The organism is Acidovorax sp. GW823-FHT05D11, from assembly GCF_058795695.1.
Genome location: NZ_CM179502.1, coordinates 1,159,539 through 1,184,072 on the forward strand (window position 1 = coordinate 1,159,539; position 24,534 = coordinate 1,184,072).

Below are 24,534 nucleotides of genomic sequence, written 5' to 3' on the forward strand. Positions count from 1 at the left end.
CAACAAGCCGGCCCGACGCTGGCGCCTGAGGGTCATCCATGTCTTTGCGGCTGAAATTCAATCTGGTGCTGGCGGGTGTGCTGCTGCTGGCGGTGGTGGGGGCGGGGCTGTACGTGCACCGATTCCTGCAGCAGTCGGCGATCGAGGAGGTGCAGCACAACTCGCAGATCATGATGCATGCGGCCATGGCGATCCGCGACTACACCACCGAGCTCGTCAAGCCGCATCTGGACGTGACGCTGGCGGAAAAATTCCTCCCCCAGACGGTGCCAGCCTATGCCGCCACGGAGACCCTGCGTCGCCTGCAGAGCCGCTTTCCCGGGTATGAGTACAAGGAGGCGGTGCTCAATCCCACCAATCTGCGCGACCGCGCCACGGAATGGGAGGAGCGCATCATCGGCGACTTCCGCGAAGGCCGCGCGGACCTCAAGAAGGAGGTCTCCGGCGAGGTGGGCGAGGGCATGCACCGCGCCCTGTACGTGGCCCGCCCCATCACCATCAAGCAGGCCCAGTGCATGGCCTGCCACAGCACACCGGCCGTGGCGCCCCCCACCATGCTCAAGGTGTATGGCGACAAGAACGGCTTTGGCTGGGGCATGAACGAAACGGTGGGCATCCAGGTGGTGAAGGTGCCGATGTACTTCCCGCTGGAGAAGGCGCGCCAGACCTTCTATACCGTGATGGGCGCGCTGCTGGGCAGCTTCGTGCTGCTGTTCGTGGTGCTGAACCTGTCGCTGTCCTCGCTGGTGATCGAGCCCATGGCGCGCCTGAACCGCAAGCTCGAGGACCTGGCCACCAAGGACTTCCTGACCGATCTGGTCAACCGCCGCCGCTTCTTCGAACGGCTGGAGACCGAGATGGCCGACACCCGCATCAAGAAGAGCCACCTGTCGGTGGTGATGTTCGACATCGACTTCTTCAAGCGCATCAACGACACCTTCGGGCACGATTCGGGCGACGTGGTGCTCAAGAGCACGGCACTGCGCGTGCGCGAACTGCTGCGCTCGTCCGACTGCGCGGCGCGTTTCGGCGGGGAGGAGTTCATCATCCTGCTCAAGGAAACCCCGGTGGACGCCGCCATGGCCATGGCCGAGGCCGTGCGTGCCCGCATCGCCGGCGCGCCCTTCGATTCGGTGGGCCATGTGAGCGCGAGTTTTGGCGTGGCGACCTGGGACCATCACGAAGACGCCCATGCCCTCATCAAGCGCGCGGACACCGCCCTGTATGTGGCCAAGTCCCGGGGCCGCAACTGCGTGGTGCAGGCCGAGGAAGCGGTGGCCTGAGGCGCTGATCACGTTCCCCCGCGGGGGCGCGACGCGCAATTCACGCACTGTCTTCACATGGGGTGAGAAGGATGCCGTCGCCGCTCAGGCAGTCGTCGTCTTTGCTTCTTCGTAGGTCGCCAGGTATTCCTTGGCCAGCTGCATCTTCTGCTTTTCGGTCAGCAGCTTGCCGGCCATCTGGAAGAATTTGTGTTCCTCTTCTTCCAGGTGGTGCTCGACCTTCTCGGCCAGTTTTTTGGCCAGCGGCAGCCAGGCGGGCGTTGCGGGGTCGGCATCCTCCAGCGATTCCACCAGTTCATCGAGCTGGTGGTGTTCGGAGATCGCGTGGCGGGATAGATCAACGCCCGCATCGTGCGCCATCAGCGGAATGTAGAAATGCCGCTCCTCGGCCAGCTCGTGCGCCAGCAGTTCTGTCTTGAGCTGCTCGAACAGGTCGTGCCGCTCGGGCGTGTCGCCGCTGGTATCGACCAGCTGCTTGCACAGCGCGCGCTGCCGTTCGTGGCTTTCGCGCAGCGCTTCAAAGATGTTGAGGGCCATGGGATTCCTGATTTCTTTTCTTGTGCGTGGATCGTGGGGGTGCAACCAAGCCGTGGCGGCTACTTCAGCGCCTTGCGCGCGGCGCCCACGCCCACGGCGGCGAGGACCACGAACACCACGGCGATGATCAGGAAGATCACGAACAGCACTTTGGCAATGCCAGCGGCGCCGGCAGCCACACCGGTGAAGCCCAGCGCGCCTGCAACCAGGGAAATCAGGGCAAAAATGATGGCGTACTTCAGCATGATGGTCGCTCCTTGCGGGGGTTGAAGAGCAGCCCGGGGCTGCGTGAGGGTGTGCAGGAACGATACCGGTGGGGCGGGTGCGCGGCCGTCAGCCCGGGCGGGTTGCCGCTGTAGGAGAGGGCCCCTGGGCGCGGCTGCCAGACGCAGCGCGAAAAAAAGCCGCAACGCCTGGGCGTTGCGGCTTGGGGCCGGGGAGGGCTTACGGCGCGTGATTCGCGCGGTGGGTTTTACAGCCCTGCTGCTGCGCGCAGTGCCGCCGCCTTGTCCGTCTTTTCCCAGCTGAATTCGGGCTCTTCGCGGCCGAAGTGGCCGTAGGCCGCCGTCTTTTCGTAGATCGGGCGCAGCAGGTCCAGCATCTGGATGATGCCCTTGGGTCGCAGGTCGAACTGCTCCTTCACCAGCGCGGCAATGCGCTCGTCGGAGATCACGCCCGTGCCTTCGGTGTAGACCGTGATGTTCATCGGCTCGGCCACGCCGATGGCGTAGGCCACCTGGATCTGGCACTGGCGCGCCAGGCCGGCGGCCACGATGTTCTTGGCCACGTAGCGGGCGGCGTAGGCGGCCGAGCGGTCCACCTTCGTGGGGTCCTTGCCGCTGAAGGCGCCGCCGCCATGGGGGCAGGCGCCGCCGTAGGTGTCCACGATGATCTTGCGGCCTGTGAGGCCGCAGTCGCCCTGCGGGCCGCCGATGACGAAGCGGCCCGTGGGGTTGATCAGGTAGCGGGTGTCCTGCAGCCATTCCTTGGGCAGCACGGGCTTGATGATCTCTTCGATGATGGCTTCGGTGAACGAGGCCTTCATCTTGGTTTGCGTTTCGCTCTGGTCGGGGTGGTGCTGGGTGGAGAGCACCACGGTGTCGATGCTGTGGGGCTTGCCGTCCACGTAGCGCATCGTTACTTGCGACTTGGCGTCGGGGCGCAGGAAGGGCAAGCGGCCGTCCTTGCGCAGCTGGGCCTGGCGCTCGACGAGGCGGTGCGCGTAGTAGATGGGCGCGGGCATCAGCTCGGGCGTCTCGTCGCAGGCGTAGCCGAACATCAGACCCTGGTCGCCGGCGCCGGTGTTCAGGTGGTCGTCGGACGCATGGTCCACGCCCTGGGCGATGTCGTTGGACTGCTTGTCATAGGCCACGAGCACGGCGCAGCCCTTGTAGTCGATGCCGTAGTCGGTGTTGTCGTAGCCGATGCGCTTGATGGTGTCGCGCGCCACCTGGATGTAGTCCACGTGGGCGTTGGTGGTGATCTCGCCGGCCAGCACCACGAGGCCGGTGTTGGTCAGCGTTTCGGCGGCGACACGCGAGCGGGGGTCCTGCTTGAAGATCGCATCGAGAATCGCGTCCGAGATCTGGTCGGCCACCTTGTCGGGGTGGCCTTCGGAGACGGATTCCGAGGTAAAGAGAAAGTCGTTCGCCATTTGAATAAACTCCTGTGTTCCGGCATTTGGGGCGTTGCCCTCACCCCGAAGGAGCTTTGGCGAACGCTTTAGCAGATTTATTTAACGTCGCCCTGCAAGTTGCTCATTTAACTCAGCGACCCATCCATTTTAATGCCAGTCGTCTTCCGATTCTTTTCCGTATTTCCGCTGTGGTTGCTGCACATCATGGGCGCGGCCATGGGCTGGGTGGCGTTCGCCGCCTCGCCCACCTACCGGCGCCGCTTCCTGGCCAATGTGGCGCTGGCGGGTTATCCGTTCGGGACCGTGCGCGCGGCCGTGGCCCATGCGGGGCGGATGGTGACCGAGCTGCCCCGCCTGTGGCTGGGCGCGCCCATGCCCTGCCGGCTGGAGGGAGAGGCCTGCGTCGAGGCGGCCTACGCGGCCGGGCGCGGCATCGTGTACCTCACGCCCCACCAGGGGTGCTTCGAGCTGTCGGCGCAGGCCGCGGCCCGGCGCTGGAGCGCCGAGCGCGGGCCCATCACCGTGCTGTACCGCCCCGCGCGCCAGGCCTGGCTGGCCAAGGTGATGGAAACCGCGCGCAACCGGCCCGGCATGCTCGCCGTGCCCACCACGCTCGCGGGGGTGCGCCAGATGATCAAGGCCCTGCGCCGGGGCGAGGCCGTGGGCCTGCTGCCCGACCAAGTGCCGCCCGAAGGGCAGGGCCACTGGTCACCTTTCTTTGGCCGGGACGCCTACACCATGACCCTGGCCGTGCGCCTGGCCCAGCAGACGGGCGCGGCCGTGGTGCTGGCGCGCTGCGAGCGCCTGCCCTGGGGCCGGGGTTTCGTCACCCACTTCGAGCCGCTGGCACAGCCGCTGTCCGACCAGATCGACGTCGCCGTCCTGCAGATCAACCAGGCCATGGAACACCTCATCCGCCAATGCCCCGAACAGTACCTGTGGGGCTACGCCCGCTACAAGCAGCCGCGCGCTGAGTCCGCCGCGGCGCCCGAGGTGGCCGCATGACGGGCCGCCTGGGGGTCTGGTTCATGCGCGTGCTGGCGCGCCTGCCGCTGCCGGTGCTGCGCGGCATGGGCTGGCTGATCGGCCGCATCCTGTTCGTGCTGGCCGGGCCGCGCCGGCGTGTGGCGCTGCGCAATCTGGCGCTGTGTTATCCCGATGCCAGCGAGCAGCAGCGCCGTGCCTGGGCGCAGGAAACTTTCGTGGTGTTCTGCCAGTCGTGGCTGGACCGCAGCTGGCTGTGGTTCGCGCCCCGGGATGTGGTGCTCGAGCGCGTGAAGCTGCGGGGAGCGCTCAACGAGCTGGAGGGCGACACGCCCACCATCATTTTCGCGCCGCATTTCTACGGCATGGATGCGGGCGGCTCGGCGCTCACGCTGCACACGTCGCGCGCGTTCACGTCGATCTTCTCCACCCACCCGGACCCGGCCGTGGATGCCTGGTTCCGCGAGGGGCGCCAGCGCTTTGGCGACGTGCGCATGCTCAACCGCAACGACGGGGTCAAGCCCATCATCGCCAATCTGCGCAAGGGTGGCCTGCTGTACCTGTTGCCCGACATGGACTTCGGCCGCAACGACTCGCTGTTCGTGCCGTTCTACGGCATGCAGGCCGCCACCGTGCCGTCGCTGTCGCGCTTTGCGCGGCTGGGGCGGGCCAAGGTGATCGCGATGGTCACGCGCCTCACGCCCACGGGCTATGTGGCCGAGATCTCGCCTGCCTGGCCCGGCTACCCCACCGACGACGTGCAGGCGGACACCGCCCTCATGAACGCCAATCTGCAGCGCTACATCGATGTGTCGCCCGGCCAGTACTACTGGGTGCACAAGCGCTTCAAGACGCGGCCCGAGGGCGAAGGCTCGGTGTACTGAATGAAGCCAGGCGCAGCCGGCTCTTGCTGGCTGGCCGCTCGCGGGCGCGGACAGACGGGGAACCCGTTGTCACTGGGTGAAAACAGGCTGCAGCGCTTACGCTTCAAGCGCTGACAGCTATCATTTTTGCTGCAAAAAGTGCCGCAGCTCCATCGCCACGCGCTCGGGGTGTTCGTGCACGACCCAGTGCGAGGCCTGCTCCACGCGGTGCAGCTGCAGTTGGGGAATCCAGCCCGGCAGGCCGTCGAGCAGCCCGGGCAGCAGGGCCGGGTCGTCCATCGCCCAGAGCACCAGGGTCGGCACGGCCACGGTGAGCATGCTGTCCGGCAGGGTGATCGCCTGCACGCTGTCGTCGCCCTCGCGGGGTGGGCGCAGGGGGCTGGCGCGGTAGTAGTTGCAGGCCCCGGTCAGGCCCTGCTGCCACAGGGCGCGGTACTGGGCGCGCACGCTCTCGGTGAGCCAGGCGGGGGCGCGGCCGTCCGGTGCGTCGAAAAAGCCGAACAGGCGGCGAAAATCGTTCTCGGCCAGCAGCGCCTCGGCGTCCGGGCGGCAGAGAAAGTGCATGTACTGGCTGGCGGCCTGCTGCGCGGGGCTGTGCTGCAGCTCGCGCAGGAACGTGCCCGGGTGGGGCGAATTGATGATGGCCAGGCGCTTCATCAGCCCCGGCTGCTGGTTGGCCAGGTTCCAGGCCACGGCCCCGCCCCAGTCGTGCGCCACCAGGCATTCGAGCGGGCCGCCAGGGGACTCGGCCGCGATCAGGGCCGCGAGGTCCTGCACCAGGTGTTTGGCGCGGTAGGCCTCGGCCTCGGCCGGGCTGCTGGAGGGCCCGAAGCCGCGCAGGTAGGGTGCGATGCAGCGGTAGCCGCCGTTTTCGGGCCGAGCGAAGTGCAGCAGCAGTTCGTCCCAGATGAAGGCGCCTTCCGGGAAACCGTGCAGCAGCAGCAGCACCGGGCGGCCGGCCACGCCGGTCACGCGGCAGTGCAGGGTGATGCCGTGGGGCAGGGTGACGGAACGGGTCTGGATCATGATGCTATGAATTGAATAGCTAGCAGCGCATGACAGACAAGCGCCGTGCCTAATTTTGCTGAGAATCCTCAGGGGCTTCCGGTGCGGCGGTGCCGTCGGGCGCTGCTGCGGGGGCGGCCGGCTGTACCGGGTGTGCCCATTGCCACAGCAGCTGCGCCACCTCGTCCACGCCTTGTTTCTTGAGGGCCGAGAACATCTTCACCTCTCCACCGCCCGCGTTCAGTCGCGTAATCGACAGCACCTTGGCCTGCTCGGCGCGGGTGAGCTTGTCGGCCTTGGTCAGCACGATGAGGAACTTGAGACCCTCTTCGACGCGCGGGCGCACCACTTCCAGCAGGGCCTCGTCCAGCTCGGTCAGGCCCAGGCGCGGGTCGCACAGCAGCACGATGCCCGTGAGCCCGGGGCGGCTGACCAGGTAGTTCACCATCACCTGCTGCCAGCGCACCTTGTCCGAGCGCGACACGGCGGCGTAGCCGTAACCGGGCAGGTCGGCCAGCACCGCATCCATCACGCCCTGCTTGCCCAGGGAAAACAGGTTGATGTGCTGGGTGCGCCCGGGCTTCTTGGACGCGAACGCGAGCTGCTTTTGCTGGGTGAGCGTGTTGATGCAGGTGGATTTGCCCGCATTGGAGCGGCCCACGAAGGCGATTTCGGGCACGTCGATGGGCGGCAGGTGGTGCAGCTGCGCGGCCGTGGTCAGGAACTTGGCCGTGTGCATCCAGCCCATGGCGGTCTTGGCGTCAGGTGCGGGCGGAAGGGAGCCAGCAACTGGCGCGGTAGGAGATGTCGTCATGGGGAATTGGGATGCGAGGGAGCCTCATTGTAGAATCGCGAGGTTTTGCGCACATAAACACAGACCCTCGATATGAAGTTGCTCGCCTCCTTGCTGACGGCTGCCGCACTGGCAGCACCTGTTATTTCGGCCTTTGCGGCGGGCGATGCCCCCAAAGCGGCCAAGCCGGATCTCGTCAAGGGCGAGGCCAGCTACACCGCGGTGTGCGCCGCCTGCCACGGCGCCGATGGCAACTCGGCCATCGCGGCCAACCCCAAGCTGTCGCAGCAGCACCCCGAATACCTGGTCAAGCAGCTGCAGGAATTCAAGTCCGGCAAGCGCAACAACGCCGTCATGAAGGGTTTCGCCAGTGCCCTGTCGGATGACGACATGCGGAACATCGCGTACTGGGTGACCGCCAAGCCCGCGAAGGCCGGCTTCGCGAAGGACAAGGACCTCGTCGCCCTGGGCGAGCGCATCTACCGTGGCGGCATCGCCGACCGCCAGATCGCTGCCTGCGCGGGCTGCCACAGCCCCAACGGTGCCGGCATCCCCGCGCAGTACCCCCGCCTGTCGGGCCAGCACGCTGACTACACCGTGGCACAGCTCAACACCTTCCGCGACGGCTCGCGCGCCAACAGCATCCAGATGACGCAAGTGGCGGCCAAGCTCAACGACAAGGAAATCAAGGCCGTGGCCGACTACATCGCCGGCCTGCGCTGAGCGATTTGATTTTCGTCAATCTTGTGGCCCGAAAGACCGGGCCGCACGGAACCTACCGCCAATAACAATCCCAAAACGGGCGGGCCCATCGCACAGATGGTCCCGCCCTTTTTCTTTCTTTCGCGCCCCGAAGCCCACGTTTCCATCCATGTCCGACAACACCCAAGGCCTTCGCATCCAGTCTGGTTCCCAGGCCTTGCGCGCAGGGATCGAACTGCTGTCCTCGATGCGGTTCGCCATCTCGCTGCTGACGGTGATCTGCATCGCCTCCGTGATCGGCACGGTGCTCAAGCAGCATGAGCCGGCGGTCAACTATGTCAACCAGTTCGGGCCGTTCTGGGCCGAGCTGTTCGGCGCCATCCAGCTCAACGCGGTCTACAGCGCCTGGTGGTTCCTCCTCATCCTGGCGTTCCTGGTGGTCAGCACCTCGCTGTGCATTGCCCGCAACACGCCCAAGATCCTCATCGACCTGAAGGTCTACAAGGAAAACATCCGGGAGCAAAGCCTCAAGGCCTTCCACCACAAGGCCGAGGCAGGGCTGAGCGGGTCCGCCGAGGCCGAGGCGCGCCGCATCGGCACGATGCTGGCGGGCGGCGGCTGGAAAGTGCGCCTGCAGCAGCGCGACACGGCCGCCGGCCCCGGTACCGGCTGGATGGTGGCCGCCAAGGCGGGGGCTGCCAACAAGCTGGGCTACATCGCGGCGCACAGCGCCATCGTGCTGGTGTGCGTGGGTGGCCTGCTGGACGGTGACCTCATCGTGCGCGCCCAGATGCTGCTGGGCGGCAAGACCCCGTACCAGGGCGGCGGGCTGATCGCCGATGTGAAGCCCGAGCACCGCCTGTCGGAGCGCAACCCGACCTTCCGCGGCAACCTGCTCGTGGCGGAGGGCACGCAGTCGAGCACGGCGATCCTGAACCAGTCCGACGGCGTGCTGCTGCAGGACCTGCCGTTCGCCATCGAGCTCAAGAAATTCATCGTCGAGCACTACTCCACCGGCATGCCCAAGCTGTTTGCCAGCGAGATCGTCATCCATGACAAGGCCACGGGCGAGAAGACCCCGGCGCGCGTGGAGGTGAACCACCCGGCCAGCTACCGCGGCATCGAGATCTACCAGTCGAGCTTCGACGACGGTGGTTCGCACCTGAAGTTGCGGGCCGTGCCCATGGTGGCAGGCGCCAAGGCCTTTGATGTCGAGGGCGTGGTGGGCAATTCCACCCAGCTGACCAACAACGGCGGCGGCACTGGCAGCGAGACGCTGACGCTGGAATTCACGGCGCTGCGCACCATCAATGTCGAGAACTTCGGCGGAGCAGGCCCGGGCGGCACCGGTGTCGATGTGCGCAAGGTGGACCTGCGCGAGTCGGTGGAGTCCCGCTTGGGCGCGGCCAACAAGACCGTGACCAAGAAGGAGCTGCGCAACGTGGGCCCCAGCGTGAGCTACAAGCTGCGCGACGCGGCGGGCCAGGCCCGCGAGTTCCACAACTACATGCTGCCCGTGGACACGGGGGACGGCGTGCCGGTGTTCCTGCTGGGGGTGCGCGAGAGCCCGGCGGAACCGTTCCGATACCTTCGCGTGCCGGCCGATGACAAGGGCGGCATGGACGGCTTCATGCGCCTGAAGGCCACGCTGGCCGACCCGGTGGCGCGCGAACAGGCGGTGCGCCGCTATGTGGCGCAGGCCATCGATGCCTCGCGCACGGATCTGGCCGAGCAGCTGCAGCAGTCCGCATCGCGGGCGCTGGCCCTGTTCGCCGGACGCGGCATGGTGGACGGCAAGCCCACCGGTGGCCTGCAGGCGGTCTCGGACTTCATGGAGGCGAATGTGCCGGAGGCCGAGCGCGCGCGCGCCGGTGAAGTGCTGGTGCGCATTCTCAATGGCACGCTGTTTGAGGTGGCCCAGCTGTCGCGCCAGAACGCGGGCCTGCCGCGCCTGCCGCAGGATGAACAGACACGGGGCTTCATGACCCAGGCCGTGCTGTCGCTCAGCGACGCGCAGATATACCCCGCGCCACTGGCGTTCGAGCTCAAGGACTTCACCCAGGTGCAGGCCAGCGTGTTCCAGGTGGCCCGAGCCCCTGGCAAGAACATTGTCTATCTGGGTTGCGCCTTGCTGATCCTCGGTGTTTTTGCCATGCTGTACGTGCGCGAGCGCCGCGTCTGGGTCTGGGTGGCGCCGCAGGGCGGCGGCAGCCACGCCACCATGGCGCTGTCCACGAACCGCAAGACCATGGACGGGGACCAGGAGTTTGTACAGCTCGCACAGAAACTGATCGGGGCCGGCAAGGCCCCGGAAGGCACCGCATGAACACCGCCACCGGCAACACGAATACCGCGATCACCCTGAATGAGGGGTTCTTCGCCCGCCGCAACTGGTTCGACTGGCTGTTCGCGGCCATCGTGGCGGTGGGCGGCCTCTATGCGCTGCAGCGCTACGGCAGCTACATGGATGTGTACGAAAAAGGCATCCTGCTGGGTGCCATTCCCTGCACCATCTGGCTGGGCTGGTTCTGGCGGCCGCTGCGCGTGCTGATGCTGGTGGTGACGGCGGTGGCGCTTTTTGCCATCGGCCTGTACCAGCAGGACGGCGCGGGCAGCCTGGCGCGCGCGGACACGGTGTTCGGCCTCAAGTACTTCCTGTCGAGCCAGTCCGCCATCCTCTGGATGAGCATGCTGTTCTTCATCAGCACCGCGTTCTACTGGATTGGCATGTTCTCGCGCGGCGAAGGCAGGACCATGGGCATGCTCGGCTCGCGCATCGCCTGGGTGGCCGTGGCCATGGCGCTCATCGGCACGCTGGTGCGCTGGTACGAGAGCTACCTCATCGGCCCGGACATCGGCCACATCCCGGTGAGCAACCTGTATGAAGTGTTCGTGCTGTTCTGCTGGATGACGGCGGCGTTCTACCTGTACTACGAGCAGCAGTACGACACCCGCGCGCTGGGCGGCTTCGTGATGCTGGTGGTGAGCGCGGCGGTCGGCTTTCTGCTCTGGTACACCGTGGTGCGCGAGGCGCATGAGATCCAGCCCCTGGTGCCCGCGCTCAAGAGCTGGTGGATGAAGCTGCACGTGCCCGCCAACTTCATCGGATACGGCACGTTCGCGCTGGCTGCCATGGTGGCGTTCGCCTACCTCATCAAGCAGCAGGCCACCGAAACCCGCTGGTACAAGCTGGCCCCCCTGTGGCTGCTGGGCGTGGTCCTGTGCTTCGAGCCCATCGTGTTCCGCCAGGGCGCCACCGAGAACGGCGGCAGCTACTGGATGGTGTACTTCGGCATCTCGGCATTCATCGTGGCGGGCATCCTCTTCGGCCGCAAGCGCATCGCGGCGCGCCTGCCGTCGTTCGAGATCCTGGACGACGTGATGTACAAGTCCATCGCCGTGGGCTTTGCGTTCTTCACCATCGCCACCGTGCTGGGGGCGCTGTGGGCGGCCGAGGCCTGGGGCGGCTACTGGAGCTGGGACCCGAAAGAGACTTGGGCGTTGATCGTCTGGCTCAATTACGCGGCCTGGCTGCACATGCGCCTCATGAAGGGCCTGCGGGGTACCGTCTCGGCCTGGTGGGCGCTGGTCGGCCTGGCGGTGACCACGTTCGCGTTCCTGGGCGTGAACATGTTCCTGAGCGGGCTGCACAGCTACGGCACGCTGTAGGCCCGCGGCTGCCCGCACGCCCCTGCCCGGCAGGCAGGCAGGCGGCGCCTGCAACTATTGTGTCTTCGGTGTAACCTGAACGGCCCAGGGAACGAACTAGCAGTTGTTCCGCTCTATCGCAGAGTCCGTTTCAACCGAGAACCACCGGAGACACCCATGCTGATTCCATCCCGCGAACCGGGTTTCAACCACCCGCATTCCTCCGAGATCACGCCGCGCTCGGTGTACGAGGAGCGGCGCAGGATGCTCCGGCTGATGGCCGGCGGGGCGGCGGGCGCGGCACTGGCCGCCTGGGCCGGGCGCGAGGCGCTGGCACAGCAGGGCACTGTCGCGCGTCCTGGCAAGCTGGCGGCGCTGGCCAGTGCGAAGTCCACCGTGCCGGGCGCCATCTCGATGGAAAAGCTCACCGACTACAAGGACGCGAGCACCTACAACAACTTCTATGAGTTCGGCACCGACAAGGCCGACCCCGCCCGCAATGCTCACACCCTGAAGACCACGCCATGGACCGTGGAAGTCGAAGGGCTGGTGAAGAAGCCTGGCAAGTACGGCATGGAAGACCTGCTCAAGCTCAGTGCCCAGGAAGAGCGCATCTACCGGCTGCGCTGCGTGGAGGGCTGGTCGATGGTGATTCCATGGGTGGGCTATTCGCTGTCCGAACTGATCAAGCGGGTGGAACCGCAAGGCAGCGCCAAGTATGTGGAGTTCGTGACGCTGGCCGACAAGGCCACCATGCCGTTTGTCGGCTCGCGCGTGCTTGACTGGCCCTATGTGGAGGGCCTGCGCCTGGACGAGGCCATGCACCCGCTGACGCTGCTGGCGTTCGGCATGTACGGCGAAGTGCTGCCCAACCAGAATGGCGCGCCGGTGCGCCTGGTGGTGCCCTGGAAATATGGATTCAAGAGTGCCAAGAGCATCGTCAAGATCCGTTTTGTCGAGAAGGAGCCAGGCACGGCGTGGAACAAGGCGGCCAAACAGGAGTACGGCTTCTACTCCAACGTGAACCCCGAGGTGGACCACCCCCGATGGAGCCAGGCCACCGAACGGCGCATTGGCGAAGACGGCCTCTTTGCCAAGAAGCGCAAGACGCTGATGTTCAACGGCTACGAAGCCCAGGTGGGGCAGCTGTACGCGGGCATGGACCTCAAGAAGTTCTACTGACCGCCGCGTCCGCCCGGCTCCGCCGTCACGTCCGGTGGCGAAAGCCCGGCCCGGCCCTTACCCCCATGCGAAAACTGCTGCTCCATCCTGCCGCCAAGCCCGGGGTGTTCGTGCTGTGCCTGCTTCCGCTGGCCTGGCTGGTGTATGCCGCGGCCGCCAACGAACTGGGGGCCAACCCTGCCGAAGCCCTGATCCGCGCCACGGGCGACTGGACGCTGCGCGCGTTGTGCCTGGTGCTGGCGGTGACACCGCTGCGCGTGCTCGCCTCCACGCCCCAGCTCGCGCGCTTTCGGCGCATGCTGGGGCTGTTCGTGTTCTTCTATGGGTTGCTGCACCTGCTGAGCTACGCCTGGTTCGACATGGGCTTTGATGTGGCCGACATCGTGCGCGACATCGTCAAGCGGCCCTTCATCCTGGTAGGGTCCCTGGCGCTGCTGGTGCTCACGCTGCTCGCCGCCACGTCGTTCAACCGCGCCATCAAGGCGCTGGGTGCAAGGCGCTGGCAGGCCCTGCACCGCAGCGTGTACGCGGTGGCGGGGCTGGCCATCCTGCATTTTTTCTGGATGCGCGCGGGCAAGAACGATTTTGGCGAGGTGGCGGTCTACGCGGTGGTGCTCGCGGCCCTGCTCGGCTGGCGGCTGTGGCACCGGCTGCGCAAGCGGCAGGCGGCGCAGGGGGCGGCGGCTCCCCGCCGGACGGCCGCTGGGGCCCGGTAACGCAATGCGGATGGGATGCTAGATCGATTGCTATAAAATATATAGCTAGCTGCGCTTGCCAGTAAAGCGCCAGGCCCTGTTTTTATTGAAGATCGAGCAAACGGCCCGTGCTACCGCCCCAGCCCGGGCCGCAGCTGCCGGGTCACCGGATCGATGTAGCTGGTGGGCAATTGGTAGGCCCGGTCGTCGAACAGGTCGATGCCGCACATCAGGTTCTCGATCCAGTCCATGAAGTCGCTGATGGCCTGCTTGCCGATGATCGGCGCGCCGTGCTGCGGAACGAGCATGGAAATATCGAGCTGCCGCGCCATGCGCACCCACAGCCGCAGGATCTTGTTGGAGACCATGTAGCGGCGGTGAAACCCCTCCATGCGCGGGATGTGCGCCTTGAGGTCGGTCACCGGCACGCGTGCCTCGGCACCGGACATCATGGACACCCCCAGATCGCCCGTGAACAGGATGCGGCTGACCGGGTCGTAGAAATGGAAATTGCCTTCGGAATGCATGAAATGCGCAGGCAGCAGCACCAGTTCATGGCGGCCCAGCGGCAGGTGGCCGCCGCTGTCGGGCACCCCGATGACCCGGTTCTCCGTCTTGCCGACCTTGGTGAAGTGCGGGGCGAAACGCTCCCACACGCGCGAGATCACCAAGTCTGCCTTGGTGCTGGTCATCCACCGGTCCAGCGAGGCAATGATGTCCGGGTCCGCGTGCGAGGCGATCAGGTACGACAGCTTGTGTGGCGGGAAATGCTTGGTCATTCCCATGAACAGCTCGTTGAAAGCGAGGTTGCCGCCGGGATCGATGATGGCGCCCGTGTCGTCGTCCACGATCAGGAACTGGTTGGCCTGCACGGCCTGGCCGTCTTCCTCGATGAGGTCGGTGAACATCAGACAAGCGTGATTCTTGTCGCGGTAGAGTTCCAGGGCCATGGCCATCCTGCAGTGCGATAAAGCACGGACTGTACGATTGACCCTTCGAGGTGTCCTTGATGGAAATCAAGCACCTCGGCATTGGTAGTGGCAGCCAGGTGGGCCGCAGGCCCCTGCCGGCGATTCGCCGCGGCTTAACGCGGCTGCGATGCGGCAGCCGCCGGTGCCTGGGCGGGCGTGGTCGTGCCGACGCTGGGTGTCAGGGTCTGCGGAAGGGTTGCGCGCTGTGCAGCCGCGGGGCTGCTGGGAAGATACAGGGGGCCTCGCTGGCCGCAGCCGGCGAGGGCCGCCGTACTGGCGGCAAGGACAAGCGTCCTGACTAGAATTTGGGAAGCTATCAACATGCGCAAATTGTAATGACCGACCTTGAATTCCTGGACCACGCCGAAAAACTGCTTCTGGCCGTCGAGCGCAGTTGTGATCGTATCAACGACGCGACCGAGGCCGATGTGGACGCCCAGCGCTCGGGGGGCATGGTGACGCTGACCTTCCCCAACCGCAGCCAGATCGTGATCAATCTCCAAAAGCCGCTGCACGAGGTCTGGATGGCGGCGCGCTCCGGTGGCTACCACTACCGTTTCGATGGCCAGGCATGGCAAGACACCAAGGGCGCGGGAGAGTTCTTTGACTGCCTGAGCCGTGACGCAGCCCGGCAAGCGGGCCTGCCGCTGCAGTTCTCGGCCTAGGGAAACCGCCTCAGCCTGGCTCAAGCTTGCTGCCCCCCAGGCTGGGCCTCTGATAGTCCCGGCCGTGTCAGTTGCGGAACAGGTCCAGGATGCGGTTTCGCTCCTCCGCCGGGGGCGGTGCGTGCGGGGCCACCGCCGGTGACGCAGAGCGGTCATCAATGCCCACACTGGAGATGCCGCTGTGGCGGGCGTACTCCTCGTAGAACCACTCCCCGCCGACGTTGACGACGCCAGCCGGCACCGTGGGTTCCATGACAGGCACACCCTTGAGCGCGCGTTCCATGAAATTGATCCATACCGGCAGGCTGAGCCCGCCCCCGGTTTCGCGGCTTCCGAGGTTGCGGGGCGTGTCGTAACCAATCCAGGTCACGGCGGCGATGGTGGGCTGGTAGCCGGCGAACCAGGCGTCAACCGAATCATTGGTGGTGCCGGTCTTTCCGTAAAGGTCCGGGCGCTTGAGCGTGGATTGCGCGCGCGCGGCGGTGCCGGACCGTGTCACCTCCTGAAGGAGGCTGTTCATGATGAAGGCGTTGCGGGCGTCGATGGCGCGGGGCTGCTCGCTGGTCACCGGTGGCGTTGTTTCCGAGATCACGCGGCCCTTGTGGTCCGTGACCTTGGCGATCAGCCAGGGGTTCACACGGTATCCGCCATTGGCGAACACGGAATAGGCGGTCGCCATCTGCAGCGGCGTGACCGAACCCGCGCCCAGGGCCATCGTGAGGTAGGCCGGGTGCTTTTCCGCATCGAAGCCAAAACGCGACACCCATTCCTGGGCCGTCTTGGGGCCCACGGCCTGCAGGATCCGGATCGAGATCATGTTCTTGGACTTGGCCAGGCCGGTGCGCATGCTCATGGGCCCGTCGTACTTTCCGTCGTAGTTCTTGGGCTCCCACGGCTGGCCGCCCGTGACGCCGGCGTCAAAGAACAGCGGGGCGTCATTGATGACCGTAGCGGGCGTGAACCCCTTTTCCAGCGCCGCGGAATAAATGAAGGGCTTGAAGCTCGACCCCGGCTGGCGCCAAGCCTGGGCCGCGTGATTGAACTTGTTCTTGTCAAAGTCAAACCCACCCACCAGGGCCCGGATCGCCCCGCTGCGCGGGTCCAGGGCCACGAACGCGCCCTCGACTTCAGGCAGTTGTGTGATCTCCCAGGCGTTCTTGGGGGTCTTCACGACCCGGATCACCGCACCTCGGCGAATCTTGATGTTCGGCGGTGCCTTGTCGCTGAGGCCCGACTGCGCGGGCTTCAGGCCGTCGCCGGTGATCTCGAGGTTGTCGCCATTGGCCCGGGCCGCAATGATCTTGCGGGGAGAGGCTTCCAGAACGACGGCGGAGAGGACATCCCCGTTGTCCGGGTGATTGGCCAATGCGTCGTCAATGGCATCCTCGACCTCCTGGGCTGCAGTGGGCAAGGCCACGAACTTCTCCGGCCCCCGGTACTGTTGTCGCCGCTCGTAGTCCATGATGCCCCGGCGCAGCGACCCATAGGCAGCTTCCTGCTCTGCCGCGTTGAGGGTCGTGTAGACATTCAATCCCCGTGTGTAGGCCTCGTTGCCATACTGAGTGAAGATCAGCTGGCGCGCCATCTCGGCGACGTACTCCGCATGGATCCGGGTGTTGTCCGGTCCTGACCGGATTTTGAGTTCTTCCTTCTTGGCGTCCGTGGCCTGCTGGGCTGTGATGAATCCGTTCTCCTCCATGCGCTCGATGATGTACAGCTGCCTGGAGCGCGCCCGTTTCGGATTGCTGATCGGGTTGTACGCGGAGGGCGCCTTGGGCAGGCCGGCCAGCATGGCCGCCTCTGCCACAGACACGGATTTCAATGGCTTGCCAAAATACGCCTCCGAGGCCGCCGCAAATCCATAAGCGCGATTGCCGAGATAAATCTGATTCATGTAAATTTCAAGAATCTGATCCTTGCTCAGTAAATGCTCAAGCTTGAATGTCAGTAAGATTTCGTAAATTTTGCGTGTAAATGTTTTCTCTGAAGAGAGGTAAACATTGCGTGCAACCTGCATCGTGATGGTGGATGCTCCCTGGCTTTTCACGCGGCCCAGATTGGCGAGACCGGCGCGAACCACGCCCTTGTAATCAACGCCGCCGTGTTGAAAGAAGCGGGCATCTTCAATGGCCAATACTGCGTCCTTCATGACCTTGGGGATTTCTCCAATGGGGGTGAGATTGCGGCGCTCTTCCCCAAATTCGCCGAGCAAAGCACCTTCCGCTGAATAGACGCGCAGGGGCAGCTTGGGCCGGTAGTCGGCAAGATCGGAAATGTCCGGCAGGTTCGGGTAGGCGACGGCCAGGGCCACGGCGATGGTCAGCGCCAGCCCGAAAGCGGCTGCAGTTGCCAAGCCTGCGATCCAGAGGATTGCACGCAGGAACCAACGAAGCCAGGTGGGACGGTGGGGAGCGGGGGAGGAGTCCGGCTTGTCGGTGGACTTCGATGGAGAGGGCGGCATATCGCTCCGGAGGGGTAGGACCCCCCATTATAAAAATGTCTGCTCCTGAGCACGGAAAATCGCAGCGCCGTGCGATGAGCAGGTCGCCAAAAGGCGCGCCACCCTCCCCAAACGGTCTTGCAAAGCGCGAAAAATTCGTCTGCTTTTGGCAACGCTCCGCAAGTGTTACGCGGGGAAAAATCTTTGCTGGAGAACTATCTTACTGATAGCATTCATGTGAAGTGTTAAGTTTTGTTGCCTCATTTTGGCAAGTTACAGGGGACCAATCTTGAGCTCAATGGGGTCTTTGTTCAGTCGCCAGTCTGCGCCGCTGCTGGGAATCGACATCAGTTCTTCCAGCGTCAAACTGGTCGAGCTGGGGCGTGATAAGGCGGGCAGTCTGGTGCTGGAGCGCTGTGCGATCGAGCCGCTGGAGCGCGGGTGGATCGCCGATGGCAACATCGAGAAGTTCGATGAGGTCGCTGATGCCCTGCGCCGACTGGTCAAGAAAAGCGGCACGCGCACGAAGAACGTCGCCTTGGCGTTGCCGCCGTCGGCTGTCATCACCAAGAAGATCACGCTGCCAGGCGGGATGACAGAACAGGAACTCGAAGTTCAGGTCGAGTCCGAGGCCAATCAATACATTCCCTTCTCCCTCGACGAAGTGAGTCTGGACTTCTGCGTCATCGGGCCCAGCAAGAACGCTCCTGGCGATGTGGACGTCCTCATTGCCGCGTCGCGCCGCGAGAAGGTACAGGACCGGCAAGGTTTGGCGGAGGCAGCCGGGCTCAAGCCGGTGGTGGTGGACATTGAATCCCACGCGTCCCGTCTGGCTGCAGGCCGCCTGATTGAGGCGTTGCCGAAGAAGGGGGTGGATGCCATGGTCGCACTTTTTGAAGTGGGTGCCCTGACCACGAGCATGCAGGTCATTCGCAACGAGGAAGTTCTTTACGACCGCGACCAAGCATTTGGTGGGGCGCAACTTACACAACTGATTGTTCGCCAGTACGGGTTCTCCATCGAAGAGGCCGAAAGCAAGAAGCGAAATGGTGACCTTCCTGAAGATTATCAATCTGCCGTCCTTCGACCTTTTGTAGACAGCATGGCACAAGAAATTGGCCGGGCATTGCAGTTCTTCTTCACGAGTACACCCCACAACCGCGTTGATCACATCATGTTGGCCGGAGGATCTGCTCCATTGCCAGGCCTTACAGAAGCAGTGACCCAGCAGACCGGATTCGCGTGCAGCGCCGTCAATCCATTTGACGGCATGGAAATTGGAAGTTCCGTTCGTTTGAAAAAAATGGTGCGTGAAGCACCGTCGTATCTGACCTCATGCGGTCTGGCCATGCGGAGGTTCCTGCAGTGATATTGATCAACTTACTTCCTCACCGGGAAGCTGCGCGCAAACGTCGAAAAGAGGCCTTTCAGGCCACGATGTTTGCATCATTTCTCATTGGTTTGGCTATTGCGGGTGCGATTTACTGGTGGTTTCAGATGATGATCACAGCCCAGCAGGAGCGAAATACATTCTTGCAGAGCGAAATTAAAGTTCTTGAAGGGCAGATCAAGGAAATCGCGACGATTGAAGATGAGATTGCTGCTCTGCGAGCAAGGCAAAAAGCTGTAGAAGATCTCCAATCTGACCGCAATCTGCCCGTTCATTTGCTCAATGAGCTTGTGCGTCAGATACCGGAGGGGGCGTATGTGACCAGCATCAAGCAAACTGAGCAGGTCATTGCCATGCAAGGCGTCGCTCAATCCAATGAACGTGTTTCTGAGATGCTCCGCAATCTCACGGATAACACCCCGTGGTTATCGAAGCCGGAATTGGTGGAGATTGTGGCAAGTAACGTTGCGCTTTCCTCCAAGGATCAGCGTCGGGTCTCATCCTTCAATCTGCGCTTCCGGCTGATGCGCACCGGGGAAGCACAAAAAGCAAAAGACGCTGCCAGCGCCGCGATTGGGAAATAAATATGGCAAAAAAATCAAAGGCAAATATTGATTTCGTTGCTTTGCAGGACGGTCTTTCTAGGCAATTTCGAAACCTGGACCCTAAAGATCCTTCGTTGTGGCCGGTAGTCCCTAAGGTATTGCTTTGCTTCTTTATTGCAGCTGCTGTAGCAACTATCTTATGGTTCGTAAAAATCAATGAGTATGAGGTGGAGCTCACTGCTGAAGTGGCGAAGGAGCAAGCTCTTCGTCAGGACTATCAATCTAAATTGATTAAGGCGGTGAGCTTGGAGGCGTTGAAGCGACAGAGAGAGCAGGTACAGCAATACGTGATTCAGCTTGAAAAACAGCTGCCTAGCAAGGCTGAGATGGCGGCGCTCTTGTCCGATATCAATCAGGCGGGGCTCGGTCGGAGCTTGCAGTTCGACCTGTTTCGACCGGGGCAAGTGGTCGCAAGGGAGTATTATGCCGAGTTACCAATCCAGGTGCGTGTCACGGGGAAGTACCATGATATGGGGGCGTTCGCATCAGATATCGCTCATCTTTCTCGAATTGTCACTCTTAATAATATATCAATAAATCCCGTTGCAAAGGATGCAAACGGAGTCCTGACAATGGAAGCGACGGCGCGTACTTTCAGGTATCTTGATCCCGAAGAAATTCAGGCTCAGAAGCAGGCGATAAAGGCTAATAAAAAATGACGTCTTATAAACTGACTGGGTTGGTTTTCGTCTCTTTATTATTGAGCGGCTGTGGATCATCGGGCGACGAAGAGTTGCGCCAATGGATGTCTGAATTGCGCGCGACAACCAAGCCTCGCATTACTCCGTTGACCGAACCGAAGCAATTCATTCCTCAGGCCTATTCGATGGATTCGGGCGTGGAGCCTTTTAACGCGGTGAAATTGACGCAGGCGCTACGCCGGGAGTCTACGCAATCTACTTCAAACGCCGCTCTCATCGCGCCAGAGATGGCTAGACGAAAAGAGCCGCTCGAGGCTTATCCGTTGGATGTCATGGCCATGGTCGGTAGCCTGGATAAAAAAGGAATGCCCACCGCACTTTTAAAGGTTGACAAATTACTTTATCAGGTACGAGTTGGAAATTATATCGGGCAAAATTACGGGAAAATAACAAAAATAACCGAAAATTCAATTCAACTGCGAGAGATCGTGCAGGACGCTACAGGTGACTGGGTCGAGCGCGCAGTTTCGCTGGATCTGCAAGAGGGCAAAAAATGAAATACTCGAAAGCTTACATAGTAAAAATCTGCCGAATTGCGATTGGGTTCTCAATCGCAATTCTGGCTCCTCTTGAGGTTCTTGCAGATACTGTTATCCGTTCTGTGACGGGGAGCGTGCAAAACGGTGTGGACGTCATACGTATTGATTTTGCGGAACCTCTTAAGGAAATTCCAACAGGCTTTGCGATTCAAACGCCTCCGCGCATTGCCTTGGATTTTCCTGGTGCATCGAATGCAATCGGAAAAAACAATATCGAAGTCGGTCAGGGGAATGTAAAATCTGTCAATGTGGTTCAAGCTGGCGATCGGTCTCGGGTTGTTCTTAATTTGAAGCAATCGACATCCTATCAAGCTGAAATCCAAGGAAACTCGTTGTTGATTTCTTTGGCAACAGCTCCTTCAGCGTATTCCGCATCCCAGCCTTCTCAGGCGCTAACGTTTTCGGATCCTGCAAATAATGATATTCAAACATTAAAAGACGTGGATTTCAGGCGGGGAAGCGATGGCTCCGGACGGGTCATCGTGACGCTTCCATCCAGTCAGGTTGGGGTTGACATACGCCAACAGGGCAAGGGCTTGGTCGTCGATTTTCTGAAGTCTTCTTTGCCGGAAGGTCTGCGCCGTCGCTTGGATGTAGGTGATTTTGGTACGCCTGTGCAAGCCATTACGACCATGCAGCAAGGTGAAAGAGTGCGGATGACGATCGATCCCGTTGGCGATTGGGAGCACAGTGCATATCAAAGTGATAGCCAGTTTGTAATTGAGATTCGCCAAAAGAAAGTGGATCTGAACAAGCTTACTCAAGGTCCTGGGTTCAATGGAGAGAAGTTGTCGCTTAACTTCCAGAACATTGAAGTTCGCTCACTTTTGCAAGTGATAGCTGATTTTACAAATTTCAATATTGTTACCTCGGACACCGTCTCGGGCTCACTAACTCTCCGCCTCAAAGATGTGCCCTGGGATCAAGCACTCCAAATCATCATGGATGCCAAGGGCCTTGGCATGCGTAAATCAGGAACGGTTTTGTGGATTGCCCCCAAAGATGAAATTGATGATCGGACAAAAAAGGACTATGAATCCGCGCTGGCGATTCAAAAGCTGGAACCGCTAAGGACTCAGGCATTTCAAATGAACTATGCCAAGGCGGTGGACATGGTCACCCAATTGACTGCGTCAAGTAGCGGTGGGGGATCCGGAGGGACATCAAATAGATTCCTTTCTGAGAGAGGGAGTGCAATTGCCGAACCCAGAACCAATCAACTGTTTGTGACTGATACTGCGAGCAAGTTAGAGGAAGTTCGCCAGTTGCTGTTGACTCTGGATGTCGCTGTTCGGCAAGTGATGATTGAGGCAAGAATTGTCGAGGCTTCCGATACTTTTGGGCGTTCGCTGGGTGTTCGCTTGGGTGGGACAGATCTGCGCGCTAATCGTGGCGGGACAGGCGGGTACAACCTTGGCGGTGGTAATAGTGTTGCTTTCGGCACTAGCTACAGCAACGCTGTCGCATCCTCTGGTGCGGGCGGGACTGCAAATACCTTGGGTAACTTTGTTAATCTACCTGCACAGGCGCAAGGTGGATTCGATCCAGCTAGTTTTGCAATATCTATTTTCAATTCCGCGGCCAATCGATTCTTGAACCTTGAAATATCGGCGATGGAAGCTGATGGGAAAGGCAAGATTGTCTCCAGTCCCCGGGTTGTGACTGCAGATCAGACCAAGGCATCGATAGAGCAGGGTACGGAATTTCCTTATCCAGTGACTGCTCCTAATGGCGGAACCGTCATAGCCTTTAAAAAGGCTGTGTTGAAGTTGGAGGTCCTGCCTCAGATAACCCCTGAAGGAAATATCATTCTTGATCTGGATGTTAACAAAGACAGTCCAGGGGAAATTCTTCAGAATGTACGGGCAATTAATACCAAACATATTAAAACCCAGGTATTGGTTGAAAATGGCGGAACGGTTGTGATTGGCGGGATTTTTGAACTTTTTGAAGATGATGCAGAGGCCAAAGTTCCGTTTTTGGGAGACATCCCAGGTGTCGGAAATTTATTTAAAACAAAAACCAAGCAGGCAAATAAGCAGGAAATGCTCATATTTATTACGCCCAAGGTAATTACTGAACGTACTGCGGTTCGTTGATGCAAATTTATAGGGAAAGAAAATGCAGAAAAGATTCAAAACTCTCATGATCGCAACAACCATTGCGCTGTCGGCGTGTGGTGGAGGTGGTGGAAGCCCGGGTGAAACCCAGGAGCACTACACCATTACTTTACGTGCGGACAAGGCACAGTTGCCGATCAATATCGCCGACGCGCTGCCCGGTCTTGGTGCTTACCGACCCTACACAACAACTCTTTACGTTGAAGCCCGAAAAGGAAATTTGCCAATACCTGGTGGCGAGGATATTTTTGCATGTAATGTCGCGGGAGGTTTGGATTCCGGTGCGCTGTATTATCTGGATGGTAAATCGGAGCACGAAACAGAAGTTGATGATGGCAATGGTGGGACGGTTAAAGTTCCTAGCGCATATCGAAATATTACGCTAGGCTCAAACGCTGGTGGCAATTCTTTTCATTTCCATGCAGGGGACCAGGCGGGAAATGCCCGCATTACGTGTACGGTTCAAGACCCTCTTGATAAGCAACAAAGATCAGCCAGCGTGGAGATTTCCGTTGGAGGTGCAACGGGCAAGCCTGCCAGCGTCCGTCTGGCAGCCCAAGTCAATGATATTCTGGGAACCAAGTTCAATGCGAACGGTATTCTGAATCAAATGGCCATTCAGGCGTTTGTCATGGATGATGCGAATCAGCCAACTGGCAGCACGTCGGGTTCGAATGTACAGGTTCGTATTCTCTCGGGAACCGACGCAGCCGTAGGCGCCCGTTTGGTTGCGGGGAGCCAGAGTGGCAGTGTGCTTCAGTTGCCTTCGATTGGCGGGGTTGCACTCTTTTCGCTGCTGAGCGGTACGGAAACCGGCACGATCTTCCTGGAAATGACTGCTGATCGTGCTGACAACAATGTAAGCAACGGCATCTCGGATCCGATGGTTGGCATTCTCCCGATTCAAGTGATGGCGGCACGTACAGTTGCGCCTACGATCGATAATAAGGATCTAGGAACCATTACTAAGGGTATCCCATTCACGGCATACTTGGAGGCGAAGAACGGTTTGCCACCCTTCACCTGGGCGGCTACTGGCCTGCCTACAGGGCTCACCGTGGATGCGAGTACGGGTATTCTGAGCGGTACGGTAAGCCAGGATGCGGCAGAGCGTGAGTACCGTGTTACGGTCACTGCCACTGATAAGAACAAGATATCTGCAACTGCCACGATTACATTCAAGGTGGTCGGCGGCCTGCCAGAAGATTTTGCCATCGGCGATTGCAACTCTACGGCAGTTTGCTCGCTGGGATCTGCGCCTGTCGGGAAAAACTTCACTTATTCGTTCGTCTCGTCGACAACGGGTGTGACGTGGTCCTTTGGCGGTTTGCCAGCGTGGTTGACTGCAGGAACATCGCCTACGGCTGGCGTTTTGAATGGCGTACCGAAGGTGACTAATTGCGGTAGCCAACGATTCTTGGTCACGGCGACGAAGGGGGCGACGTCGGTGACTCGCACGTTCAATATTGACGTTGTGACCGGACCAATACCTCCTGGTGGTGTGCCGGAAGATTACACGTGCCCCTGAGTAGCTAGCCCGCCACCCCTGAGAGAGATGGAGGGTGGCAGGTAATTAATCAGAATTTCTATGACTTTATCCCCGGCATGTCCGGGGATTTTTTCGTCTCGAGTTTGAGCGACCGGGTGATTCTGGCTCCTGACTAGCATCTTCTCCAGATTGGTTTTTGTCAGGCGAGGTGGAGGTCTTGCTTAGCATGGTTGGTGCACACACACACCCGTCGGGGCGAATCTTT

At 61.4% G+C, this 24,534-nt stretch carries 23 protein-coding genes; 15 read left to right on the forward strand and 8 right to left on the reverse strand.

Annotation, left to right across the window (positions count from 1 at the left end; genetic code table 11):
* Positions 1-38: 38 nt before the first annotated feature.
* Positions 39-1,283: a diguanylate cyclase gene (locus tag AC3RCE_RS05265; protein WP_218340357.1), complete on the forward strand. Its 1,245-nt coding sequence runs from the start codon at positions 39-41 to the stop codon at positions 1,281-1,283.
* 84 nt (positions 1,284-1,367) lie between these two features.
* On the opposite strand, the gene AC3RCE_RS05270 is transcribed toward AC3RCE_RS05265, so the two are convergent.
* From AC3RCE_RS05270 to metK, 3 genes are all read right to left on the reverse strand, one after another.
* Positions 1,368-1,820, reverse strand: a complete 453-nt coding sequence (locus AC3RCE_RS05270) for a hemerythrin domain-containing protein (RefSeq protein ID WP_218293402.1) — start codon at positions 1,818-1,820, stop codon at positions 1,368-1,370.
* Between the two features lie 59 nt (positions 1,821-1,879).
* On the reverse strand, positions 1,880-2,065 hold the full coding sequence (locus AC3RCE_RS05275) for a DUF1328 domain-containing protein (RefSeq protein WP_218340356.1): 186 nt from the start codon (positions 2,063-2,065) through the stop codon (positions 1,880-1,882).
* A 227-nt stretch (positions 2,066-2,292) separates the two neighbouring features.
* A complete protein-coding gene (metK, locus tag AC3RCE_RS05280; RefSeq protein WP_218340355.1) occupies positions 2,293-3,474 on the reverse strand; it encodes a methionine adenosyltransferase in 1,182 nt (393 codons plus the stop codon).
* Positions 3,475-3,606: 132 nt separating this feature from the next.
* On the opposite strand from metK, the gene AC3RCE_RS05285 reads away from it, so the two are divergent.
* Positions 3,607-4,461, forward strand: coding sequence for a lysophospholipid acyltransferase family protein (locus tag AC3RCE_RS05285; RefSeq protein ID WP_218293405.1), 855 nt, complete (start codon positions 3,607-3,609; stop codon positions 4,459-4,461).
* Complete coding sequence (locus AC3RCE_RS05290) at positions 4,458-5,324, forward strand: lysophospholipid acyltransferase family protein (RefSeq protein WP_218293406.1); 867 nt, start codon at positions 4,458-4,460, stop codon at positions 5,322-5,324. Before AC3RCE_RS05285 ends, AC3RCE_RS05290 begins: the two co-directional genes overlap by 4 nt.
* 120 nt (positions 5,325-5,444) lie before the next feature.
* On the opposite strand, the gene AC3RCE_RS05295 is transcribed toward AC3RCE_RS05290, so the two are convergent.
* Both AC3RCE_RS05295 and yihA read right to left on the reverse strand, forming a co-directional pair.
* Positions 5,445-6,350 carry an alpha/beta fold hydrolase gene (locus tag AC3RCE_RS05295; protein ID WP_218340353.1) on the reverse strand — a complete coding sequence of 302 codons (906 nt, stop codon included), beginning with the start codon at positions 6,348-6,350 and terminating at the stop codon, positions 5,445-5,447.
* A gap of 49 nt (positions 6,351-6,399) precedes the next feature.
* Complete coding sequence (gene yihA / locus AC3RCE_RS05300; protein WP_218293408.1) at positions 6,400-7,143, reverse strand: ribosome biogenesis GTP-binding protein YihA/YsxC; 744 nt, start codon at positions 7,141-7,143, stop codon at positions 6,400-6,402.
* Between the two features lie 72 nt (positions 7,144-7,215).
* On the opposite strand from yihA, the gene AC3RCE_RS05305 reads away from it, so the two are divergent.
* From AC3RCE_RS05305 to msrQ, 5 genes are all read left to right on the forward strand, one after another.
* On the forward strand, positions 7,216-7,845 hold the full coding sequence (locus AC3RCE_RS05305) for a c-type cytochrome (RefSeq protein WP_218340352.1): 630 nt from the start codon (positions 7,216-7,218) through the stop codon (positions 7,843-7,845).
* Between the two features lie 148 nt (positions 7,846-7,993).
* Complete coding sequence (locus AC3RCE_RS05310) at positions 7,994-10,150, forward strand: cytochrome c biogenesis protein ResB (RefSeq protein WP_218340351.1); 2,157 nt, start codon at positions 7,994-7,996, stop codon at positions 10,148-10,150.
* The gene (ccsB, locus tag AC3RCE_RS05315; protein WP_218293411.1) at positions 10,147-11,493 is read left to right on the forward strand and encodes a c-type cytochrome biogenesis protein CcsB; all 1,347 of its coding nucleotides are present in this window, start codon (positions 10,147-10,149) and stop codon (positions 11,491-11,493) included. Before AC3RCE_RS05310 ends, ccsB begins: the two co-directional genes overlap by 4 nt.
* A 156-nt stretch (positions 11,494-11,649) precedes the next feature.
* Positions 11,650-12,654: a protein-methionine-sulfoxide reductase catalytic subunit MsrP gene (gene msrP / locus AC3RCE_RS05320; protein ID WP_492254679.1), complete on the forward strand. Its 1,005-nt coding sequence runs from the start codon at positions 11,650-11,652 to the stop codon at positions 12,652-12,654.
* A 65-nt stretch (positions 12,655-12,719) separates the two neighbouring features.
* Positions 12,720-13,370, forward strand: a complete 651-nt coding sequence (gene msrQ / locus AC3RCE_RS05325; protein WP_369641633.1) for a protein-methionine-sulfoxide reductase heme-binding subunit MsrQ — start codon at positions 12,720-12,722, stop codon at positions 13,368-13,370.
* Between the two features lie 110 nt (positions 13,371-13,480).
* Here the strand turns inward: msrQ and AC3RCE_RS05330 are convergent, their stop codons facing one another.
* Together AC3RCE_RS05330 and lptM are read right to left on the reverse strand one after the other, a co-directional pair.
* The gene (locus AC3RCE_RS05330; protein ID WP_218293414.1) at positions 13,481-14,299 is read right to left on the reverse strand and encodes an oxygen-binding di-iron domain-containing protein; all 819 of its coding nucleotides are present in this window, start codon (positions 14,297-14,299) and stop codon (positions 13,481-13,483) included.
* A gap of 134 nt (positions 14,300-14,433) precedes the next feature.
* Positions 14,434-14,643 carry an LPS translocon maturation chaperone LptM gene (lptM, locus tag AC3RCE_RS05335; RefSeq protein WP_218293415.1) on the reverse strand — a complete coding sequence of 70 codons (210 nt, stop codon included), beginning with the start codon at positions 14,641-14,643 and terminating at the stop codon, positions 14,434-14,436.
* A gap of 12 nt (positions 14,644-14,655) precedes the next feature.
* Here lptM and cyaY point away from each other — a divergent pair, with 12 nt between their 5' ends.
* On the forward strand, positions 14,656-14,985 hold the full coding sequence (gene cyaY / locus AC3RCE_RS05340) for an iron donor protein CyaY (RefSeq protein ID WP_218293416.1): 330 nt from the start codon (positions 14,656-14,658) through the stop codon (positions 14,983-14,985).
* 67 nt (positions 14,986-15,052) lie between these two features.
* Here the strand turns inward: cyaY and AC3RCE_RS05345 are convergent, their stop codons facing one another.
* Complete coding sequence (locus AC3RCE_RS05345; protein WP_492254680.1) at positions 15,053-17,446, reverse strand: penicillin-binding protein 1A; 2,394 nt, start codon at positions 17,444-17,446, stop codon at positions 15,053-15,055.
* Positions 17,447-17,714: 268 nt separating this feature from the next.
* On the opposite strand from AC3RCE_RS05345, the gene AC3RCE_RS05350 reads away from it, so the two are divergent.
* From AC3RCE_RS05350 to AC3RCE_RS05375, 6 genes are read left to right on the forward strand one after another with little or no spacing between them, the layout of a single operon-like run.
* Entirely contained in the window at positions 17,715-18,794 is a 1,080-nt protein-coding gene (locus tag AC3RCE_RS05350) for a pilus assembly protein PilM (RefSeq protein ID WP_218340348.1), read from the forward strand.
* Positions 18,791-19,399 (forward strand): PilN domain-containing protein, encoded by a 609-nt coding sequence (locus AC3RCE_RS05355; RefSeq protein ID WP_492254681.1) that lies wholly within the window; start codon positions 18,791-18,793, stop codon positions 19,397-19,399. Before AC3RCE_RS05350 ends, AC3RCE_RS05355 begins: the two co-directional genes overlap by 4 nt.
* 2 nt (positions 19,400-19,401) lie before the next feature.
* Entirely contained in the window at positions 19,402-20,079 is a 678-nt protein-coding gene (locus tag AC3RCE_RS05360) for a type IV pilus inner membrane component PilO (protein ID WP_218293420.1), read from the forward strand.
* On the forward strand, positions 20,076-20,618 hold the full coding sequence (locus tag AC3RCE_RS05365; RefSeq protein WP_218293421.1) for a pilus assembly protein PilP: 543 nt from the start codon (positions 20,076-20,078) through the stop codon (positions 20,616-20,618). Before AC3RCE_RS05360 ends, AC3RCE_RS05365 begins: the two co-directional genes overlap by 4 nt.
* The gene (locus AC3RCE_RS05370; RefSeq protein ID WP_492254682.1) at positions 20,615-22,759 is read left to right on the forward strand and encodes a type IV pilus secretin PilQ; all 2,145 of its coding nucleotides are present in this window, start codon (positions 20,615-20,617) and stop codon (positions 22,757-22,759) included. Before AC3RCE_RS05365 ends, AC3RCE_RS05370 begins: the two co-directional genes overlap by 4 nt.
* A 46-nt stretch (positions 22,760-22,805) precedes the next feature.
* Positions 22,806-24,308, forward strand: a complete 1,503-nt coding sequence (locus AC3RCE_RS05375; RefSeq protein WP_492254683.1) for a putative Ig domain-containing protein — start codon at positions 22,806-22,808, stop codon at positions 24,306-24,308.
* Positions 24,309-24,534 lie beyond the last annotated feature (226 nt).

Excerpts from the sequence above, each read along its gene's own strand:
- AC3RCE_RS05360 (WP_218293420.1), top strand. The coding sequence starts at position 19,402 with ATGGCAAAAAAATCAAAGGCAAATATTGATTTCGTTGCTTTGCAGGAC.
- yihA (WP_218293408.1), bottom strand. The coding sequence starts at position 7,143 with ATGACGACATCTCCTACCGCGCCAGTTGCTGGCTCCCTTCCGCCCGCA.
- AC3RCE_RS05365 (WP_218293421.1), top strand. The coding sequence starts at position 20,076 with ATGACGTCTTATAAACTGACTGGGTTGGTTTTCGTCTCTTTATTATTG.
- cyaY (WP_218293416.1), top strand. The coding sequence starts at position 14,656 with ATGACCGACCTTGAATTCCTGGACCACGCCGAAAAACTGCTTCTGGCC.
- lptM (WP_218293415.1), bottom strand. The coding sequence starts at position 14,643 with ATGTTGATAGCTTCCCAAATTCTAGTCAGGACGCTTGTCCTTGCCGCC.
- metK (WP_218340355.1), bottom strand. The coding sequence starts at position 3,474 with ATGGCGAACGACTTTCTCTTTACCTCGGAATCCGTCTCCGAAGGCCAC.
- AC3RCE_RS05290 (WP_218293406.1), top strand. The coding sequence starts at position 4,458 with ATGACGGGCCGCCTGGGGGTCTGGTTCATGCGCGTGCTGGCGCGCCTG.
- AC3RCE_RS05310 (WP_218340351.1), top strand. The coding sequence starts at position 7,994 with ATGTCCGACAACACCCAAGGCCTTCGCATCCAGTCTGGTTCCCAGGCC.
- AC3RCE_RS05265 (WP_218340357.1), top strand. The coding sequence starts at position 39 with ATGTCTTTGCGGCTGAAATTCAATCTGGTGCTGGCGGGTGTGCTGCTG.
- AC3RCE_RS05275 (WP_218340356.1), bottom strand. The coding sequence starts at position 2,065 with ATGCTGAAGTACGCCATCATTTTTGCCCTGATTTCCCTGGTTGCAGGC.
- AC3RCE_RS05295 (WP_218340353.1), bottom strand. The coding sequence starts at position 6,350 with ATGATCCAGACCCGTTCCGTCACCCTGCCCCACGGCATCACCCTGCAC.
- msrQ (WP_369641633.1), top strand. The coding sequence starts at position 12,720 with ATGCGAAAACTGCTGCTCCATCCTGCCGCCAAGCCCGGGGTGTTCGTG.
- msrP (WP_492254679.1), top strand. The coding sequence starts at position 11,650 with ATGCTGATTCCATCCCGCGAACCGGGTTTCAACCACCCGCATTCCTCC.
- ccsB (WP_218293411.1), top strand. The coding sequence starts at position 10,147 with ATGAACACCGCCACCGGCAACACGAATACCGCGATCACCCTGAATGAG.
- AC3RCE_RS05270 (WP_218293402.1), bottom strand. The coding sequence starts at position 1,820 with ATGGCCCTCAACATCTTTGAAGCGCTGCGCGAAAGCCACGAACGGCAG.
- AC3RCE_RS05375 (WP_492254683.1), top strand. The coding sequence starts at position 22,806 with ATGATCGCAACAACCATTGCGCTGTCGGCGTGTGGTGGAGGTGGTGGA.
- AC3RCE_RS05370 (WP_492254682.1), top strand. The coding sequence starts at position 20,615 with ATGAAATACTCGAAAGCTTACATAGTAAAAATCTGCCGAATTGCGATT.
- AC3RCE_RS05285 (WP_218293405.1), top strand. The coding sequence starts at position 3,607 with ATGCCAGTCGTCTTCCGATTCTTTTCCGTATTTCCGCTGTGGTTGCTG.
- AC3RCE_RS05305 (WP_218340352.1), top strand. The coding sequence starts at position 7,216 with ATGAAGTTGCTCGCCTCCTTGCTGACGGCTGCCGCACTGGCAGCACCT.
- AC3RCE_RS05345 (WP_492254680.1), bottom strand. The coding sequence starts at position 17,446 with ATGCCGCCCTCTCCATCGAAGTCCACCGACAAGCCGGACTCCTCCCCC.
- AC3RCE_RS05330 (WP_218293414.1), bottom strand. The coding sequence starts at position 14,299 with ATGGCCCTGGAACTCTACCGCGACAAGAATCACGCTTGTCTGATGTTC.